At 60.6% G+C, this 17,145-nt stretch carries 14 protein-coding genes; 10 read left to right on the top strand and 4 right to left on the bottom strand.

All coding sequences use genetic code 11. The annotated features are described in order from the left end of the window. Positions 1-17: 17 nt before the first annotated feature. Complete coding sequence (gene yaaA, locus ACK3SD_RS14920; protein ID WP_481126000.1) at positions 18-791, bottom strand: peroxide stress protein YaaA; 774 nt, start codon at positions 789-791, stop codon at positions 18-20. Positions 792-870: 79 nt separating this feature from the next. Further along, positions 871-2,289 carry an alanine/glycine:cation symporter family protein gene (locus ACK3SD_RS14915; RefSeq protein ID WP_481125999.1) on the bottom strand — a complete coding sequence of 473 codons (1,419 nt, stop codon included), beginning with the start codon at positions 2,287-2,289 and terminating at the stop codon, positions 871-873. Positions 2,290-2,572: 283 nt separating this feature from the next. On the opposite strand from ACK3SD_RS14915, the gene tal reads away from it, so the two are divergent. The 3 genes from tal to ACK3SD_RS14900 all read left to right on the top strand — a co-directional run bounded on the left by tal (position 2,573) and on the right by ACK3SD_RS14900 (position 5,658). Beyond that, positions 2,573-3,526: a transaldolase gene (gene tal / locus ACK3SD_RS14910; protein WP_137764339.1), complete on the top strand. Its 954-nt coding sequence runs from the start codon at positions 2,573-2,575 to the stop codon at positions 3,524-3,526. Positions 3,527-3,642: 116 nt separating this feature from the next. Then, complete coding sequence (gene mog / locus ACK3SD_RS14905) at positions 3,643-4,230, top strand: molybdopterin adenylyltransferase (RefSeq protein ID WP_481125998.1); 588 nt, start codon at positions 3,643-3,645, stop codon at positions 4,228-4,230. Positions 4,231-4,341: 111 nt separating this feature from the next. Next, positions 4,342-5,658 (top strand): MFS transporter, encoded by a 1,317-nt coding sequence (locus ACK3SD_RS14900; RefSeq protein WP_137764337.1) that lies wholly within the window; start codon positions 4,342-4,344, stop codon positions 5,656-5,658. A gap of 40 nt (positions 5,659-5,698) precedes the next feature. Here the strand turns inward: ACK3SD_RS14900 and ACK3SD_RS14895 are convergent, their stop codons facing one another. Then, on the bottom strand, positions 5,699-6,265 hold the full coding sequence (locus ACK3SD_RS14895) for an acetate uptake transporter (RefSeq protein WP_481125997.1): 567 nt from the start codon (positions 6,263-6,265) through the stop codon (positions 5,699-5,701). 306 nt (positions 6,266-6,571) lie between these two features. Between ACK3SD_RS14895 and dnaK the strand changes: the two genes are divergently transcribed. From dnaK to nhaR, 4 genes are all read left to right on the top strand, one after another. Continuing rightward, positions 6,572-8,479: a molecular chaperone DnaK gene (dnaK, locus tag ACK3SD_RS14890; protein ID WP_137764335.1), complete on the top strand. Its 1,908-nt coding sequence runs from the start codon at positions 6,572-6,574 to the stop codon at positions 8,477-8,479. 126 nt (positions 8,480-8,605) lie between these two features. After that, positions 8,606-9,739, top strand: coding sequence for a molecular chaperone DnaJ (dnaJ, locus tag ACK3SD_RS14885; protein ID WP_481125996.1), 1,134 nt, complete (start codon positions 8,606-8,608; stop codon positions 9,737-9,739). 212 nt (positions 9,740-9,951) lie between these two features. Next, positions 9,952-11,124 (top strand): Na+/H+ antiporter NhaA, encoded by a 1,173-nt coding sequence (gene nhaA, locus ACK3SD_RS14880; RefSeq protein WP_481125995.1) that lies wholly within the window; start codon positions 9,952-9,954, stop codon positions 11,122-11,124. Between the two features lie 76 nt (positions 11,125-11,200). After that, on the top strand, positions 11,201-12,115 hold the full coding sequence (nhaR, locus tag ACK3SD_RS14875; protein ID WP_481125994.1) for a transcriptional activator NhaR: 915 nt from the start codon (positions 11,201-11,203) through the stop codon (positions 12,113-12,115). Positions 12,116-12,178: 63 nt separating this feature from the next. Here nhaR and rpsT read toward each other — a convergent pair whose 3' ends face one another. Continuing rightward, the gene (rpsT, locus tag ACK3SD_RS14870) at positions 12,179-12,442 is read right to left on the bottom strand and encodes a 30S ribosomal protein S20 (RefSeq protein WP_481125993.1); all 264 of its coding nucleotides are present in this window, start codon (positions 12,440-12,442) and stop codon (positions 12,179-12,181) included. A gap of 398 nt (positions 12,443-12,840) precedes the next feature. Between rpsT and ribF the strand changes: the two genes are divergently transcribed. From ribF to lspA, 3 genes are read left to right on the top strand one after another with little or no spacing between them, the layout of a single operon-like run. Beyond that, on the top strand, positions 12,841-13,779 hold the full coding sequence (gene ribF, locus ACK3SD_RS14865) for a bifunctional riboflavin kinase/FAD synthetase (protein WP_137764329.1): 939 nt from the start codon (positions 12,841-12,843) through the stop codon (positions 13,777-13,779). A gap of 32 nt (positions 13,780-13,811) precedes the next feature. Beyond that, the gene (ileS, locus tag ACK3SD_RS14860; protein WP_481125992.1) at positions 13,812-16,628 is read left to right on the top strand and encodes an isoleucine--tRNA ligase; all 2,817 of its coding nucleotides are present in this window, start codon (positions 13,812-13,814) and stop codon (positions 16,626-16,628) included. Continuing rightward, entirely contained in the window at positions 16,628-17,143 is a 516-nt protein-coding gene (lspA, locus tag ACK3SD_RS14855) for a signal peptidase II (protein ID WP_481125991.1), read from the top strand. The genes ileS and lspA overlap by 1 nt, the downstream gene beginning before the upstream one ends. Positions 17,144-17,145 lie beyond the last annotated feature (2 nt).

The raw sequence follows: 17,145 nt of genomic DNA, 5'->3' as shown, positions 1-17,145 counted from the left end.
GCTTGCCCGGCATTTTTTTACTGCTCTGACCGGATGAAGACCAGCTCATTGCCCTGTGAGCGGGCGGCGTCGAAGCGGTAGCCCTCCCAATCAAACGCCTTGAGCTGCTCCGGCTGGGAGAGGCGCTCGGTAATGATAAAGCGGCTCATCAGGCCACGCGCTTTTTTGGCATAGAAACTGATCACCTTATACACGCCATTTTTCTCATCAAGGAACACTGGCTTCACCATCTGCGCCTTCAGGGACGTGGTTTTCACCGCCTTGAAGTACTCATCAGATGCCAGATTCACCAGCACCTCATCCCCTTGCGCCGCCAGCGCCTCATTCAGCGCCTCAGTGATAATGGTACCCCAGAAGGCATAGAGATCCTTGCCGCGCGGGTTATCCAGTTTGGTGCCCATCTCCAGCCGGTAGGGCTGCATCAGATCGAGCGGCCGCAGCAGGCCATACAGGCCGGAGAGCATCCGCAGATGCTGCTGGGCGTGGTCAAAATCCTGCTCGCTGAAGGTGTGTGCCTGAAGGCCGGTGTAGACATCCCCCTTGAAGGCCAGCAGCGCCTGACGCGCATTGTCCGGCGTGAAGGCGGGCGTCCAGTTCTGGAAGCGGCCTACATTGAGATCGGCCAGCTTGTCACTGATGCCCATCAGGCTGGCGATCTGCGCGGGCGTCAGCGTGCGGCAACGCTCAATCAGTTGCTGGCTGTGGTCAAGCAGCGCCGGTTGGGTATGGCGCTGGGTCGCCAGCGGGCTTTCGTAATCCAGGGTTTTGGCAGGAGAGATAATCGTTAACATGGCGCGGTCCCATTCTGTGCATTGTCGCTACTGTACCAAATCCCAGCCGAAAAAGGGGCGATGGGTCTGATAGGGCGCGTCACGCCGGCGGCTCCCACACCCCCGGCACCAGTTGCCCGCGCAGGCTGGGGTGGTGCGCCGGGTGGAAGACCGGCAGCAGCCCAATGCGCTGCTGACGCTGGTAATCCTTGACCAGCATCACCGTCACGCCGGAGAGCAGCAGTAATGCCGTCAGGTTGGCCAGTGACATCACCGCCAGCAGGCTGCCGGTCAGCGGGCTGAGCCAGGGAGCCTGCCAAAACAGCCCCAGCCCGGCGCAGGCCAGCGTCAGGCCGCGCAGCCAGGGCAGGCCGCCGGTGCGGTTACGGGTCAGGAATAGCAGGTTGCTCTCGGCATAGACATAGTTGCCGAGCAACGTGGTTAGGGTGAAGAGCACGATCACCGCCATCATCGGCGCGCCGCCCCAAAGCTCGACGCAGGCCGCCATCGCCTGCCGGGCGAGGGAGGGGGCATCCGCCGTCACGGCAGGCAGACCCGCGAGCAACAACACCAGCGCGGTGGCACTGCCAATCACCAGGGTATCCAGCACCACCCCCAGCATCTGCACATAGCCCTGTGACACCGGGTGGGCCGGTTGCGGTGCGGCGCTGGCTGCGGCGTTTGGCACGGAGCCAATGCCCGCCTCATTGGTCTGCAACCCCTGTTGCAGCCCCTGGCTCATCGCCTGAGAGATGCCATACCCAATTGCGCCAGACATCGCCTCCTCCAGACCGAATGCGCCACGAAAAATAGCCAGCGCAATGCGCGGCAGCTCAGCGGCATGGCTTAGGATCGTCCAGCCCGCCAGCCCAAGGTAGAGCAGCAGCATCAGCGGCACCAGCAGTGCCAATGTGCGGGCGATGCGCGACAGGCCACCGAGCATCACGCCGCCGGCCGGCAGCAGCAGGGCGGCCGCCAGCCCCAGCGGCGGGCAGTGCAGCGCCAGCCGGTTGGCCTCCGCCAGCGCGTTGGTCTGCAAAGTATTGAGGGTCAGGCCGAAGGTGGCAATCAGCAGCAGGGCGAACAGCACGCCGAGCCAGCGCATCCCCAGCCCGCGCGTCATATAGTAGGCGGGGCCACCGCGAAAGCGTCCCTGCCCATCGCGGCTTTTATAGAGCTGCGCCAGCGTGCTCTCCGCCAGCGTGGTCATCATCCCGATCCAGGTCATCACCCACATCCAGAAGATGGCGCCCGGCCCGCCATTCTCCAGCGCGATGGCAACGCCGGTCAGGTTACCCGGCCCGATGCGCGCGCCGAGCGTCAGGCAGAGCGTCTGCCAGGAGGTGAGGCCACCGGGCTGGCGGACACGGCTCAGCCGCAGGGCGCTGGCCATGCCGCTCAGGCAGCGCAGCTGCATCCCGCGGGTGCGCCAGGTGAAGTAAAGCCCCGCGCCAATCAGCAGGTAGAACAGGATGGAATCCCACAGGATAGTGTTGAAAAAGACAATCAGTTCAGTCATTGAGGGCCTCGTTGAGCCATGCCCGGATGGCGCCACCCGACGTTGCGACGCGGGAACGCTGGTAATGGGCGCGACTGTAGCACACAAATTATGCATCCAGACAGCCCCATTGTCGCGTCGTGAACTGGTTGAATTCCCGCGCGATTTCCCCGGCCTTTCCTGCCCGGCCGGGGCGTGCGCTTTTCCCTGACGCGCGTCTTGCGCGCCCCCCTTTGCATGTTATTATCAGGCTACGGCAAGGCCGTCTGGCCTTCATCAATACCCACCTATGAGAAATGCCATTATGACGAACAAACTTACTGCCCTACGCCAGTTGACCACCGTGGTTGCCGATACCGGCGACATCGCGGCCATGAAGTTGTACCAGCCGCAAGATGCCACCACCAACCCCTCCCTGATCCTGAATGCAGCCCAAATCCCGGAATACCGCAAACTGATTGATGAAGCCATTGCCTGGGCGCGCGACCAGAGCGGCGACCGCGACCAGCAGATCCTGGACGCCTCTGACAAGCTGGCGGTGAACATTGGTCTGGAGATCCTGAAGCTGATTCCTGGCCGCATCTCCACCGAAGTGGACGCGCGCCTCTCCTATGACACCGAAGCGAGCGTCGCCAAGGCCAAGCGCCTGATGAAGCTCTACAACGATGCCGGCATCAGCAACGATCGCATCCTGATCAAGCTGGCCTCCACCTGGCAGGGCATCCGCGCCGCAGAGCAACTGGAGCGCGAAGGCATCAACTGTAACCTGACGCTGCTGTTCTCCTTCGCGCAGGCGCGTGCCTGTGCTGAAGCGGGCGCTTACCTGATCTCGCCGTTCGTTGGCCGTATCCTCGACTGGTACAAGGCCAATGGCGACAAGAAAGAGTTCGAATCCCATGAAGATCCGGGCGTGATCTCCGTGACCGAAATCTACCAGTACTATAAAGAGCACGGCTACGAGACCGTGGTAATGGGCGCCAGCTTCCGTAACGTGGGTGAGATCATCGAACTGGCAGGCTGCGACCGCCTGACCATCGCCCCGGCGCTGCTAAAAGAGCTGGCCGAGAGCGAAGGCGGGGTAGAGCGCAAACTCTCCTTCAACGGTGAAGTGAAACCACGCCCGCAGCCACTGACCGAATCCGAGTTCTACTGGGAGCATAACAGCGACCCGATGGCGGTTGAGAAGCTGACCGACGGCATCCGCAAGTTTGCCGTTGACCAGGGCAAACTGGAGAAGATGATCGCCGATCTGCTCTGATCTGGCGCATTAACCAGCGAAAGGCGGCCTTGGGCCGCCTTTTTTATGCGCGGCGCGGCGGCAGAATTCGTATACTGGGCGAAACAGGTTTACTGGCGCACGCCATAAGGTAAAAGATGAACACATTACGCATTGGTCTGGTCTCGGTGTCTGACCGCGCTTCCAGCGGCATCTATCAGGACAAGGGCATCCCGGCATTGCAGGAGTGGCTGGCGTCGGCGCTGGCGACCCCGTTTGAGATTGAGACCCGCCTGATCCCGGACGAGCAGCTGCTGATTGAGCAGTCACTGTGCGAGCTGGTGGATGAGAGAGGTTGCCATCTGGTGCTGACCACCGGCGGCACCGGCCCGGCGCGCCGTGACGTGACCCCGGACGCTACGCTGGCGGTGGCCGATCGCGAGATGCCCGGCTTTGGCGAGCAGATGCGCCAGATCAGCCTCAACTTTGTGCCGACCGCCATCCTCTCCCGTCAGGTGGGGGTGATCCGCAAGCAGGCATTGATCATCAACCTACCCGGCCAGCCGAAGTCGATTAAAGAGACGTTGGAGGGGCTAAAGGATGAAAGTGGAAAGGTAATTGTACACGGTATTTTCGCTAGTGTGCCGTACTGCATACAGCTGCTGGATGGCCCCTACATTGAGACCCACCCCGATGTTGCAGTGGCTTTTCGCCCGAAAAGCGCGATTCGCGAAACAAAAAGCTGAAGTTGGACTTTTTCCGCCATAAGCCGCGCTGACGCTGGTGTGTAGATAAATTGCCGATATAGTAATGTTAACTTTACAAATATCGGCAACTTTATTGACGCGTGGTGACTGATGATTCCTGAGCCTGCCCGCCGCCTTAACCGGCGCGATTTCCATACCCTGACCTTGGCCGCCTTGGGCGGCGCGCTGGAGTTTTACGACTTCATCATCTTCGTCTATTTTGCCGCAGTGATTGGCGAGCTGTTCTTCCCGGCCCAGATGCCGGAGTGGCTGCGGCTGGTGCAGACCTTCGGCATCTTTGCCGCGGGCTATTTGGCGCGGCCGTTGGGCGGCATCGTGATGGCGCATTTCGGTGACATCGTTGGCCGCAAAAAGATGTTCAGCCTTAGCATCCTGCTGATGGCGTTACCGACGCTGGCGATGGGAATGTTGCCAACCTACGCCAGCATCGGCGTGGCCGCGCCGCTGTTGCTGCTGTTGATGCGGCTGTTGCAGGGAGCGGCGATTGGCGGCGAAGTGCCGGGAGCCTGGGTGTTTGTCGCGGAGCATGTGCCGCGTCGGCGCATCGGTTTTGCCTGCGGCACCCTGACTGCCGGGCTGACGGTCGGCATCCTGCTCGGTTCCTTCGTGGCTACCCTGCTGAACACGCTCATGACGCCACAAACGCTGGCGGCCGTGGGCTGGCGTATCCCGTTCTTCCTCGGCGGGCTGTTTGGCCTCGGCGCGATGTACCTGCGCCGCTGGCTGCATGAGACGCCGGTGTTCACCGAGATGCAGCAGCGCAAGGCGCTGGCGCAGGAGTTGCCGCTGAAGGCGGTGCTGCGCCAGCATCGGCGGGCATTAGTGGTGAGTATGCTGCTCACCTGGCTGCTCTCCGCCTGCATCGTGGTGGTGATCCTGATGACGCCAACCTGGCTACAGAAGCAGTTTGGCCTGCCAGCCGCGCTCACCCTTCAGGCCAACTGTCTGGCGACGGTGGCGCTGATCTTCGGCTGCATCATCGCTGGCAGCCTGGCGGATCGCTTTGGGGCCAGCAAGGCGCTGATCGGCGGCAGCCTGCTATTGGGGATCTGCTCCTGGACCTTCTACCACCTGGCGGCCAGCGGCACGGGCTGGCTGTTCGCCACCTACGGGCTGGCGGGGCTTGGCGTCGGCGTGGTGGGCGCGGTGCCCTACGTCATGGTGCGCGCCTTCCCGGCGGAGGTGCGCTTCACTGGCCTCTCGTTCTCCTATAATGTCGCCTATGCGCTGTTTGGCGGGCTGACGCCCATCTGCGTCACGCTGCTGATGGCGGTCACGCCGATGGCCCCGGCCTACTACGTGCTGGCGCTGGCCGTGCTGGGAATGGGAGTAGGGCTCTATTTGAGCCGCGATCTGGATGGGGAGGCGAGCGGGGCGCCGCTGCAACGTGGCATGGCCAACCCCTGATGTGAAAAAGCCCTGCTGAGCAGGGCTTTTTTTATGGCGGTCAGGCGCGGGCGCCAATCGGCAGCAGGGTGCGGCCAAACTGTTCGTTCAGCACCTCCGCCATCGCCAGATAGATGGCGATCAGGCCACAGACAATCCCCTCGATACCTGCCAGTTTCAGCAGCGCCGCATTGCCGGTCAGATTGCTGGCGGCCAGCAGCACAAACAGCAGCGCCAGCGTGCCGAACACCGCCTGCAATGCCCGGTTGGCGCGCAGCGTGCCAATAAACATAAACAGCGTGAACAGGCCCCATAGCGCCAGGTAGCTGGCGAAGGTCGCGCCATCCGCCACCTCTGCCAACCCAAGGCGCGGCAGCAGCAGAATGCCCACCAGACTGAGCCAGAAGGCACCATAGGCTGTAAAGGCGGTCATGCCGAAGGTGTTGCCCTTCTTGAACTCCATCAGGCCGGCCAGCATCTGCGCCATCCCGCCGAAGCACAGCCCCATGCTGAGCACCACGGCGGTCAGCGGGCAGAAGCCAGCATTATGGAGGTTAAGCAGAATGGTGGTCATGCCAAAGCCCATCAGCCCAAGCGGGCCAGGGTTGGCGTAGTGTTTCTCGTGCATAAAGTCCCTGCATCAAAATGATCGGTAGCTGAATTGAAAAGGGGAGAACCCCTCCCCATTTCCCCCTGAGTAATGGGGCGCGCCATCATAATCAGCGGCAGATGGTCAGACTTTGATCCAACGGGGAAGAAAACACACTTTTTTTCATAGTGCCCCCTTGATGCCGTCGCGCTTGGCCCCATCTTATTTGCAACCGCAGTTGCTAATCGCGGGCAAGCCGGACATATCGGGCGTTGAAAACGAAAAAATCGCCCGCATATCCATTAGCAACCTGATCGAATATGAATATTTAGTGGAGACGTTTAGATGGGCAAAATCATTGGTATCGACCTGGGTACAACCAACTCTTGTGTGGCAATCATGGATGGCACCCAGGCTCGTGTGCTGGAAAACAGCGAAGGCGATCGCACCACGCCTTCCATCATTGCTTACGCGCAGGATGGTGAAACCCTGGTGGGCCAACCGGCTAAACGTCAGGCTGTCACTAACCCGCAAAACACCCTGTTTGCTATTAAGCGCCTGATTGGCCGTCGCTTCCAGGACGAAGAAGTCCAGCGCGACAAAGGCATCATGCCGTACCAAATCATCAGCGCCGACAACGGTGACGCCTGGATCGACGTAAAAGGCCAGAAAATCGCCCCGCCGCAGATCTCTGCGGAAGTGCTGAAAAAGATGAAGAAGACTGCGGAAGATTACCTGGGTGAGCCGGTAACCGAAGCTGTCATCACCGTTCCGGCCTACTTCAACGATGCACAGCGTCAGGCGACCAAAGACGCCGGCCGCATCGCGGGTCTGGAAGTGAAACGTATCATCAACGAACCGACCGCCGCTGCGCTGGCTTACGGTATGGACAAAGGCATCGGCAACCGCACCATCGCGGTCTATGACCTGGGTGGCGGTACCTTCGATATCTCTATCATCGAGATCGATGAAGTTGACGGCGAAAAAACCTTTGAAGTACTGGCTACCAACGGTGACACCCACTTGGGTGGTGAAGACTTCGACAGCCGCCTGATCAACTATCTGGTGGACGAGTTCAAGAAAGAGCAGGGCATTGACCTGCGCAACGACCCGCTGGCAATGCAGCGCCTGAAAGAGGCCGCTGAGAAGGCGAAGATCGAGCTTTCCTCTGCCCAGCAGACCGACGTGAACCTGCCGTACATCACTGCAGACGCCACCGGTCCGAAACACATGAACATCAAAGTGACCCGCGCTAAGCTGGAGTCGCTGGTAGAAGATCTGGTTGCCCGTTCCATCGAGCCGCTGAAAGTGGCACTGCAGGACGCTGGCCTCTCTGTCTCCGAGATCAACGACGTGATCCTGGTAGGCGGTCAGACCCGTATGCCGATGGTACAGAAGAAAGTGGCTGAGTTCTTCGGCAAAGAGCCGCGTAAAGACGTGAACCCGGACGAAGCGGTAGCGATCGGTGCAGCGGTTCAGGGCGGCGTGCTGGCAGGTGACGTGAAAGACGTCCTGCTGCTGGACGTAACCCCGCTCTCCCTGGGTATCGAAACCATGGGTGGCGTGATGACCTCGCTGATCAGCAAGAACACCACTATCCCGACCAAGCACAGCCAGGTGTTCTCCACCGCGGAAGACAACCAAGCCGCCGTGACCATCCATGTGCTGCAGGGTGAGCGTAAGCGTTCGGCGGACAACAAGTCCCTCGGCCAGTTCAACCTGGACGGCATCCAGCCGGCACCGCGCGGTATGCCGCAGATCGAAGTGACCTTCGACATCGACGCCGATGGTATCCTGCACGTCTCCGCGAAAGACAAAAACAGCGGCCGCGAGCAGAAGATCACCATCAAAGCTTCTTCTGGCCTGAGCGATGAAGAAGTACAGAAAATGGTGCGTGAGGCGGAAGCCAACGCCGAGTCTGACCGTAAGTTCGAAGAGCTGGTTCAGACCCGCAATCAGGGTGACCACCTGCTGCACAGCACCCGCAAGCAGCTGGATGAAGCCGGTGACAAGCTCTCCGCTGACGACAAGGCACCGATTGAGTCTGCGCTGAAAGATCTGGAAGCGGCGCTGAAAGGCGAAGACAAAGCCGACATCGAAGCGAAAATGCAGGCGCTGGCACAGGTTTCCGGCAAGCTGGTTGAGATGGCGCAAGCCCAGGCTGGCGCAGCGGAAGGCCAAGCAACCGACGGCGCGAAGAAAGATGACGACGTGGTTGATGCTGAGTTCGAAGAAGTTAAAGACAAAAAATAATCGCCCTTAAGCGGGCACAGCGGCGGCGTCGGCGGAACCCATTTCCCTCGCCGCCGCTGCCAACCAGGCACGGGCGTCGGGGAAACCTTACGCCCGTGCACGCATGTTGAGGGCAGGAAAAAAACAATGGCGAAAAGAGACTATTACGAGATTTTGGGCGTTTCCAAAACAGCGGAAGAGCGTGAGATCAAAAAGGCCTATAAACGCCTGGCAATGAAATATCACCCTGACCGCAATCAGGGCGACAAAGAGTCGGAAGCCAAATTCAAAGAGATCAAAGAAGCCTACGAGATCCTGACGGACGAGCAGAAACGCGCGGCCTACGATCAGTACGGCCATGCGGCCTTCGAGCAGGGCGGCATGGGCGGTGGCGGCGGCTTTGGCGGCGGTGGCGCGGACTTCAGCGACATCTTCGGCGACGTCTTTGGCGATATCTTTGGCGGTGGCCGTCGCCAGCGCGCCAGCCGTGGCGCCGACCTGCGCTATAACATGGAGCTGACGCTGGAAGAGGCGGTACGCGGCGTCACCAAAGAGATCCGTATCCCGACGCTGGAAGAGTGCGAAATCTGCCACGGCAGCGGCGCGAAACCGGGCAGTTCGCCGGTCACCTGTCCGACCTGCCACGGCGCGGGCCAGGTGCAGATGCGTCAGGGCTTCTTCACCGTGCAGCAGGCATGTCCGCACTGTCAGGGTCGCGGCCAGATCATCAAAGATCCGTGCAACACCTGCCACGGCCACGGCCGCGTTGAGAAGTCCAAAACCCTGTCGGTGAAGATCCCGGCTGGCGTGGACACCGGCGATCGCATCCGTCTGGCGGGTGAGGGTGAAGCGGGTGAGCATGGCGCACCGGCAGGCGATCTGTACGTTCAGGTGCAGGTGAAAGCCCACCCGATCTTTGAGCGTGAAGGCAACAACCTCTACTGTGAAGTGCCGATCAACTTTGCGATGGCTGCACTGGGTGGCGAGATTGAAGTGCCGACCCTCGATGGCCGCGTGAAGCTGAAAGTGCCAACCGAGACCCAGACCGGCAAGCTGTTCCGTATGCGCGGCAAGGGCGTGAAATCGGTGCGTGGTGGCAGTCAGGGCGACCTGCTGTGCCGCGTGGTGGTGGAGACCCCGGTCAACCTGAGCGAGCGCCAGAAGCAACTGCTGCGTGAGCTGGAAGATAGCCTGGGCGGCCCATCGGGTGAGAACAACAGCCCGCGCTCTAAGTCCTTCTTTGACGGCGTGAAAAAGTTCTTTGATGACCTGACCCGCTAAAACGCGGCAGGCATCACTCCCCTGAAACCAGATGGCCCCGGCCATCTGGTTTTTTTTATGTCTGCCGTTCCGCTTTTCCAGACAGAATTGATCCTACTTACACTTCGGTAAAGCCGAATCAATCATAATCTAAAAGCTGCTTTTAACGATGTATGCGATTGCGTACTCTTTAGGCCCGCATCCACTACAGAGCATTTTAAAGGACGACTTTCGTGCATAACATCATCAGGCAATTTTTCAATATGGAAGCCTCCGGCGGCATTGTGCTGATCGTGGCCGCCGCCGCGGCATTGGTCATGGCAAACTCCTCGCTGGAACCCGTCTACCACGCGCTGGTTGAGTTCTCCCTGCCTTTGCAGGCCGGTGGGTTTGACTTTACCCGCTCGGCGGAGTGGTGGATCAATGACGGCCTGATGGCAATCTTCTTCCTGCTGGTGGGAATGGAGGTCAAGCGCGAACTGCTGGAAGGCTCACTGGCTGGCATTAACAAGGCGCTGTTCCCAGTGATTGCGGCACTCGGCGGCATGATCGCCCCGTCGCTGATCTATCTGCTGTTCAACGCCGGTGATGAAATCACCCGCGTCGGCTGGGCAATCCCGGCCGCCACGGACATCGCCTTTGCCGTCGGGGTGATGGCGCTGCTCGGCAGCCGCGTGCCGGTCAGCCTGAAGGCGTTCCTGCTGGCGCTGGCGATCATCGACGATCTGGGTGCGATCGTGATCATTGCGTTGTTCTACACCGCCGATCTCTCGCTGATCGCGCTGGCCGCCGCCGGTGGGGTGATCGCCGTGATGGCACTGCTGAACTGGCGCGGCGTCAATGCCCGCTCGATCTACCTGCTGCTGGGCGTGGTGCTGTGGGTGTGCATCCTGCAATCAGGGATCCATGCCACCCTGGCGGGCGTGATCACCGGGTTCCTGATCCCGTTGAACCGCGGCCAGAAGGTATCGCCGCTGCGCCAGCTGGAGCACCAGCTGCACCCTTGGGTGTCGCGCGTGATCCTGCCGCTGTTCGCCTTTGCCAACGCCGGCATTGTGTTTGGCAGCGTGACATTGGCTGGCCTGTTCACCGACCTGCCGCTGGGCATCATCGCCGGGCTGTTTATTGGTAAGCCGGTGGGCATTACCCTGATCTGCTGGCTGGCCGTGAAAATCGGCATCGCCAGCCTGCCGGATGACATCACGTTCAAGCACATCAGCGCGGTCTCGGTGCTGTGCGGCATCGGCTTTACCATGTCGATCTTCATCGCCGGGCTGGCCTTCGGTCATGACGATCCGCACCTGATTACCTACGCCAAAATTGGCATCCTGAGCGGATCGCTGCTGGCAGCGTTCTTTGGTTACCTGGTGCTGAGCCGGGTGTTGCCGGCCAAACGCGCGGCCTGACGGAGTGGGGCGGCGTCTCCTGCGCCGCCCCCAGCATGATGCGGCAGGCCCCACCTGCCGCTACCGGGGGTAAACCATGCGTATGTCCCATCTCAATTTCAACCATCTCTACTACTTCTGGCACATCTGCAAGGCTGGCTCCGTGGCAGGCGCGGCGGAGGCGCTGTTCCTGACGCCGCAGACCATCACCGGCCAGATCAAGGCGCTGGAGGAGCGGCTCGGCGGCAAACTGTTCAAACGCCAGGGGCGCGGGCTGGTGCCCTCGGAACTGGGGCAACTGGTGTTCCGCTACGCAGATCGCATGTTCATGCTTAGCCAGGAGATGCTGGATATCGTCAACTACCGCAAGGAGTCGAGCCTGCTGTTTGATGTCGGCGTGGCGGATGCGCTGAGCAAGCGGCTGGTGAGCCGGGTGTTGGAGACGGTGGCAACGGTGGAGACGCCCATCCACCTGCGCTGTTTTGAGTCGACCCATGAACTGCTGCTGGAGCAGCTTAGCCAGCACAAGCTGGACATGATCCTCTCTGACTGCCCGGTGGACTCCAGCCAACAGGCGGGACTGTTCTCCCTGAAGCTGGGCGAGTGCCCGATCGGTTTCTACTGCTGCCAGCCGCTGCCGGCTGCGCCTTTCCCGGCCTGCCTGAGCGAGCGGCGGCTGCTGATCCCCGGTCGACGCTCCATGCTGGGACGCAAGCTGCTCAGCTGGTTTGGCGCGCAGGGCATCCAGCCGGAGATCCTCGGCGAGTTTGATGACGCGGCACTGATGAGCGCCTTCGGCCAGCGCAACAACGCCATTTTTGTCGCCCCGGCGATGGATGCGGCCGAGATGGGCGGTGCCATGCAGGTGCAGAAGATTGGCCAGTTGGAGCAGGTGCAGGAGGAGTACTACGTGATCTTTGCCGAGCGGATGATCCAGCACCCGGCGGTGCAGCGCATCTGCCACAGCGACTTCTCAGCGCTGTTCAGCGGGGGAGGGGAGAGCCAGAGGTAAACTGCAGACGTAAAAAAACCGGCCTAAGCCGGTTTTTTTAACAAAGCACACAGCGTAATGCGATTATTGCATTGCGTTGATTTGCGCAGCCAGGTTTGACTTATGACGCGCAGCTTTGTTTTTGTGAACCAGACCTTTAGAGGCCTGACGGTCCACGAGCGGTTGCATTTCGTTAAATGCTTTTTGTGCAGCTTCTTTGTCGCCAGCTGCGATAGCCGCGTATACCTTCTTGATGAAGGTACGCATCATGGAGCGACGGCTAGCGTTATGCTTGCGGCGCTTTTCAGATTGTACGGCGCGTTTCTTAGCTGATTTGATATTAGCCAAGGTCCAACTCCCAAAATGTTCTATTGAGGACAATTCAAAGGCCGAGGAATATGCCCGTTCAGCCTTCTTTTGTCAATGGATTTGTGCAAATAAGCGCCGTTTGTACGAGCGGCACTTGTTACGTTGTGATGGCGCAGGATTTTAACAGCTTCGCCGCTCGGAATACAGTCTTTAACATGAAAATTCACCACTGGCCTGACCGGGGGAGAGTAAAGAAAGCTAACCATTTGTTTCGATTCAGCCGATCCCGCCACATGGCGTGGGGCCAGCGCGCAAAGGGATTTTACCGCGGCAATAACTCCGGTATGGTAGGACATCATACTAAACCCCCAATCGCCGGTTAACCTTACACGCTGTACAAGGTATAATCCGTCGATTTCCACTGTCTTGAGCCAGCTATGGAGCTAATTCGCGGCATTTACAATCTTCGGGCGCGCCACCACGGTTGTGTGCTCACTATTGGTAACTTTGACGGCGTGCACCGTGGCCACCGGGCGTTGCTGGAGCAGTTGAAACAACAGGGGCAACGTCTGGGCTTGCCCGTGATGGTGATGATTTTTGAGCCGCAGCCGCTGGAGCTGTTTGCGGCCGACAAGGCCCCCGCCCGGCTGACCCGCCTGCGCGACAAGGCTAAATACCTGGCGGAAGCGGGGGTGGATTACCTGCTCTGCGTCAAGTTTGATCCCCGTTTTGCCGCCAATACCGCCCAGTCGTTTGTCGCTGAGTTGCTGATCGAAAAACTGGGTGTTAAGTTCCTGATGGTCGGCGATGACTTCCGCTTTGGCGCGGGCCGGCAGGGCGATTTTGCGCTGCTACAGAAGGCGGGGGCCGAGTATGGCTTTACCGTATGTAACACCGACACCTTCTGTGACGACGGTATGCGCATCAGCAGTACCGCCATTCGCACCGCGCTGAAGCAGGATGACCTGGCGCTGGCGGAGCGTCTGCTGGGCCACCCCTACAGCATCTCTGGCCGGGTGGTGCATGGTGACGCGCTGGGCCGAACCATCGGCTTCCCCACTGCCAACCTGCCGCTGAAGCGGCTGGTGGCACCCGTCAACGGCGTTTATGCGGTCGAGGTACTTGGCCTCGGGCCAGCGCCGGTGCCCGGCGTCGCCAATATCGGAACCCGCCCGACCGTGGCGGGAGTACGCCAGCAGCTGGAAGTTCACCTGCTGGACGTTGCAATGGACTTATATGGGCGCCATATAGATGTGGTGCTGCGCGCCAAAGTGCGCGATGAACAGCGGTTTGCTTCTCTGGATGCATTGAAGCAGCAGATCGCGAATGATGTGGTGACTACCCGGAACTATTTCGGGCTGAAGGCACCGGTTTAACCTCTCTTGCCGAAAACGGAACCGAGAATCTGATGAGTGACTACAAAAATACCCTGAATTTGCCGGAAACAGGGTTCCCGATGCGCGGCGACCTCGCCAAGCGCGAGCCTGGCATGCTGAAACATTGGTATGAGCAGGATCTGTACGGGATTATTCGTGCTGCCAAAAAGGGCAAAAAAACCTTTATCCTGCATGACGGCCCTCCGTATGCGAACGGCAGCATTCATATTGGTCACTCGGTTAACAAAATTCTCAAAGACATTATTATCAAGTCGAAAGGAATGGCCGGTTATGACTCGCCGTACGTGCCGGGCTGGGACTGCCACGGCCTGCCGATTGAGCTGAAGGTTGAGCAACTGATTGGCAAGCCGGGCGAGAAGGTCAGCGCGGCGGAGTTCCGTCAGGCGTGCCGCACCTATGCCGCCGAGCAGGTGGAAGGGCAGAAGGCGGACTTTATCCGTCTGGGCGTGCTGGGTGACTGGGATCACCCCTACCTGACCATGAACTTCGACACCGAAGCCAACATCATCCGCGCGCTGGGCAAGATCATCGCCAACGGCCACCTGCACAAAGGCGCGAAGCCGGTGCACTGGTGCACCGATTGCGGCTCCTCGCTGGCCGAAGCGGAAGTGGAGTACTACGACAAAACTTCGCCGTCGATTGACGTGGCCTTCAACGCCACCGACGCCGCCGCCGTGGCGGCCAAATTTGGTGTGACCGACTTCACCGGCCCGGTGTCGCTGGTGATCTGGACCACCACCCCGTGGACCATGCCGGCCAACCGTGCCATCTCCCTTAACCCGGAGATCGCCTACCAGCTGGTGCAGATTGAGGGCCAGTGCCTGATTCTGGCCGCTGATCTGGTGGAGAGCGTCATGAAGCGCATCGGTGTCGCCAGCTGGAACGTGCTGGGCGAGTGCCGCGGCGCGGAGCTGGAGCTGCTGCGCTTCCAGCACCCGTTCCTGGCATTCGACGTGCCGGCCATCCTGGGCGACCACGTAACGCTGGACGCCGGTACTGGCGCGGTGCACACCGCCCCCGGCCACGGCCCGGATGACTATGTCATCGGCCAAAAATATGGCCTTGAGGTGGCGAACCCGGTTGGCCCGAACGGCTGCTACCTGCCGGGCACCTACCCGACGCTGGATGGCCTGTTTGTCTTCAAGGCGAATGACGTTATCGTGGAGCTGCTGCGCGAGAAGGGTGCCCTGCTGCACGTTGAGAAGCTGGTGCACAGCTACCCGTGCTGCTGGCGCCACAAAACGCCGATCATCTTCCGTGCCACCCCGCAATGGTTCATCAGCATGGACCAGAAGGGCCTGCGCCAGCAGTCGCTGAGCGAGATCAAGGGCGTGAAGTGGATCCCGGACTGGGGACAGGCGCGCATCGAGACCATGGTCGCCAACCGCCCGGACTGGTGCATCTCCCGCCAGCGTACCTGGGGTGTGCCGATGGCGCTGTTCGTCCACAAAGAGACCGAAGTCCTGCACCCGCGCAGCGTCGAGCTGATGGAAGCGGTAGCGCAGCGTGTTGAGCAGCACGGCATTCAGGCATGGTGGGATCTCGATCCGGCCGAGCTGCTGGGTGACGAAGCGGCGGACTATGTGAAGGTGCCGGATACGCTGGACGTCTGGTTTGACTCCGGCTCCACCAGCTTCTCGGTGGTGGATGCCCGCCCAGAGTTCGAAGGCCACAGCGCCGACATGTATCTGGAAGGCTCCGACCAGCATCGCGGCTGGTTCATGTCCTCGCTGATGATCTCCACGGCGATGAAGGGCAAGGCGCCTTATAAAGAGGTGCTGACCCACGGCTTCACCGTGGACGGGCAGGGTCGCAAAATGTCCAAGTCCATCGGCAACACCGTCAGCCCGCAGGACGTGATGAACAAGCTGGGTGGCGACATCCTGCGCCTGTGGGTGGCGTCCACCGACTATACCGGCGAGATCGCGGTCTCCGACGAGATCCTGAAGCGCTCCGCAGACGCCTACCGCCGCATCCGTAACACCGCCCGCTTCCTGCTGGCGAACCTGAACGGCTTCAACCCGGAGACCGACATGGTCAAGCCGGAGGAGATGGTGGTGCTGGATCGCTGGGCCGTGGGCCGGGCGCTGGCAGCGCAGCAGGATATCGAGCAGGCCTACGCCCGCTACGACTTCCACGAAGTGGTGCAGCGCCTGATGCAGTTCTGCTCCATCGAGATGGGCTCCTTCTATCTCGACATCATCAAGGATCGCCAGTACACCGCGAAAGCGGACGGCGTGGCGCGCCGCAGCTGCCAGAGTGCGCTCTACTTCATCGCCGAGGCGCTGGTGCGCTGGATGGCACCGATCATGTCCTTCACCGCGGATGAGATCTGGGGCTACCTGCCGGGCCAACGCGCGCCATTCGTCTTCACCGAGGAGTGGTTCGACGGCCTGTTCGGGCTGGACGCGGCCGAGCCGATGAACGATGAGTTCTGGGCCTCGCTGCTGAAAGTGCGTGGCGAAGTGAACAAGGTGCTCGAGCAGGCGCGCGCTGACAAGCGCATCGGCGGCTCGCTGGAAGCGGCCGTCACGCTCTACGCGGACGAAACGCTGGCAAACCAGCTGGAGAGCCTGGATGCGGAACTGCGCTTTGTGCTGCTAACCTCGGCGGCCACCGTGGCCCCGCTGGCCGACGCCCCGGCAGACGCCCAGCCAAGCGAGCAACTGAAAGGACTGAAAGTGGGTCTGGCGAAAGCCGCTGGCGAGAAGTGCCCGCGCTGCTGGCACTACACCACCGATGTGGGCCACAACCCGGAGCACGCCGAGATCTGTGGCCGTTGCTATACCAACGTGGCTGGCAGCGGCGAAGAGCGTAAGTTCGCCTGATGCGTAAACCGTTACTTTCAACCGGACTGCGCTGGCTGTGGCTGGCGATTGTGGTGCTGATTGTCGATCTCGGCAGCAAGCAGTGGATCCTCTCCCACTTTATGTTGGGGGAGACCCAGCCGCTGTTCCCGTTCCTGAACCTGCACTACGCGCGTAACTACGGCGCGGCGTTCAGCTTCCTGGCGGATCGCGGCGGCTGGCAGCGCTGGATGTTTGCTGGCATTGCCATCGCCATCGCGCTGTCGCTGCTGGTGATGATGTTCCGCAGCAGCGCACAGAAGCGGATCGCCAACAGCGCCTACGCCCTGATCATCGGCGGCGCGCTAGGCAACCTGTTTGATCGCATGTGGCACGGCTTCGTGGTCGATTTCATCGACTTCTACGTCGGCGACTGGCACTTTGCGACCTTTAACATCGCTGATACTGCCATCTGCGTCGGCGCGGCGCTGGTGGTGCTGGAGGGGTTCATCTCCCCGGCCGACAAAGACAAGGCTACGGCCGGAAACAAGGGATAAAT

The sequence above is a fragment of the Chimaeribacter sp. YP20170169 genome (assembly GCF_056739715.1).
Note: the sequence above shows the minus strand (reverse complement) of the source record. Positions and strands in the feature narration are given on the sequence as shown.

Coding starts and splice junctions, on each gene's coding strand:
- yaaA (WP_481126000.1), bottom strand. CDS start 791: ATGTTAACGATTATCTCTCCTGCCAAAACCCTGGATTACGAAAGCCCG.
- ACK3SD_RS14915 (WP_481125999.1), bottom strand. CDS start 2,289: ATGACTGAACTGATTGTCTTTTTCAACACTATCCTGTGGGATTCCATC.
- tal (WP_137764339.1), top strand. CDS start 2,573: ATGACGAACAAACTTACTGCCCTACGCCAGTTGACCACCGTGGTTGCC.
- mog (WP_481125998.1), top strand. CDS start 3,643: ATGAACACATTACGCATTGGTCTGGTCTCGGTGTCTGACCGCGCTTCC.
- ACK3SD_RS14900 (WP_137764337.1), top strand. CDS start 4,342: ATGATTCCTGAGCCTGCCCGCCGCCTTAACCGGCGCGATTTCCATACC.
- ACK3SD_RS14895 (WP_481125997.1), bottom strand. CDS start 6,265: ATGCACGAGAAACACTACGCCAACCCTGGCCCGCTTGGGCTGATGGGC.
- dnaK (WP_137764335.1), top strand. CDS start 6,572: ATGGGCAAAATCATTGGTATCGACCTGGGTACAACCAACTCTTGTGTG.
- dnaJ (WP_481125996.1), top strand. CDS start 8,606: ATGGCGAAAAGAGACTATTACGAGATTTTGGGCGTTTCCAAAACAGCG.
- nhaR (WP_481125994.1), top strand. CDS start 11,201: ATGCGTATGTCCCATCTCAATTTCAACCATCTCTACTACTTCTGGCAC.
- ribF (WP_137764329.1), top strand. CDS start 12,841: ATGGAGCTAATTCGCGGCATTTACAATCTTCGGGCGCGCCACCACGGT.
- ileS (WP_481125992.1), top strand. CDS start 13,812: ATGAGTGACTACAAAAATACCCTGAATTTGCCGGAAACAGGGTTCCCG.
- lspA (WP_481125991.1), top strand. CDS start 16,628: ATGCGTAAACCGTTACTTTCAACCGGACTGCGCTGGCTGTGGCTGGCG.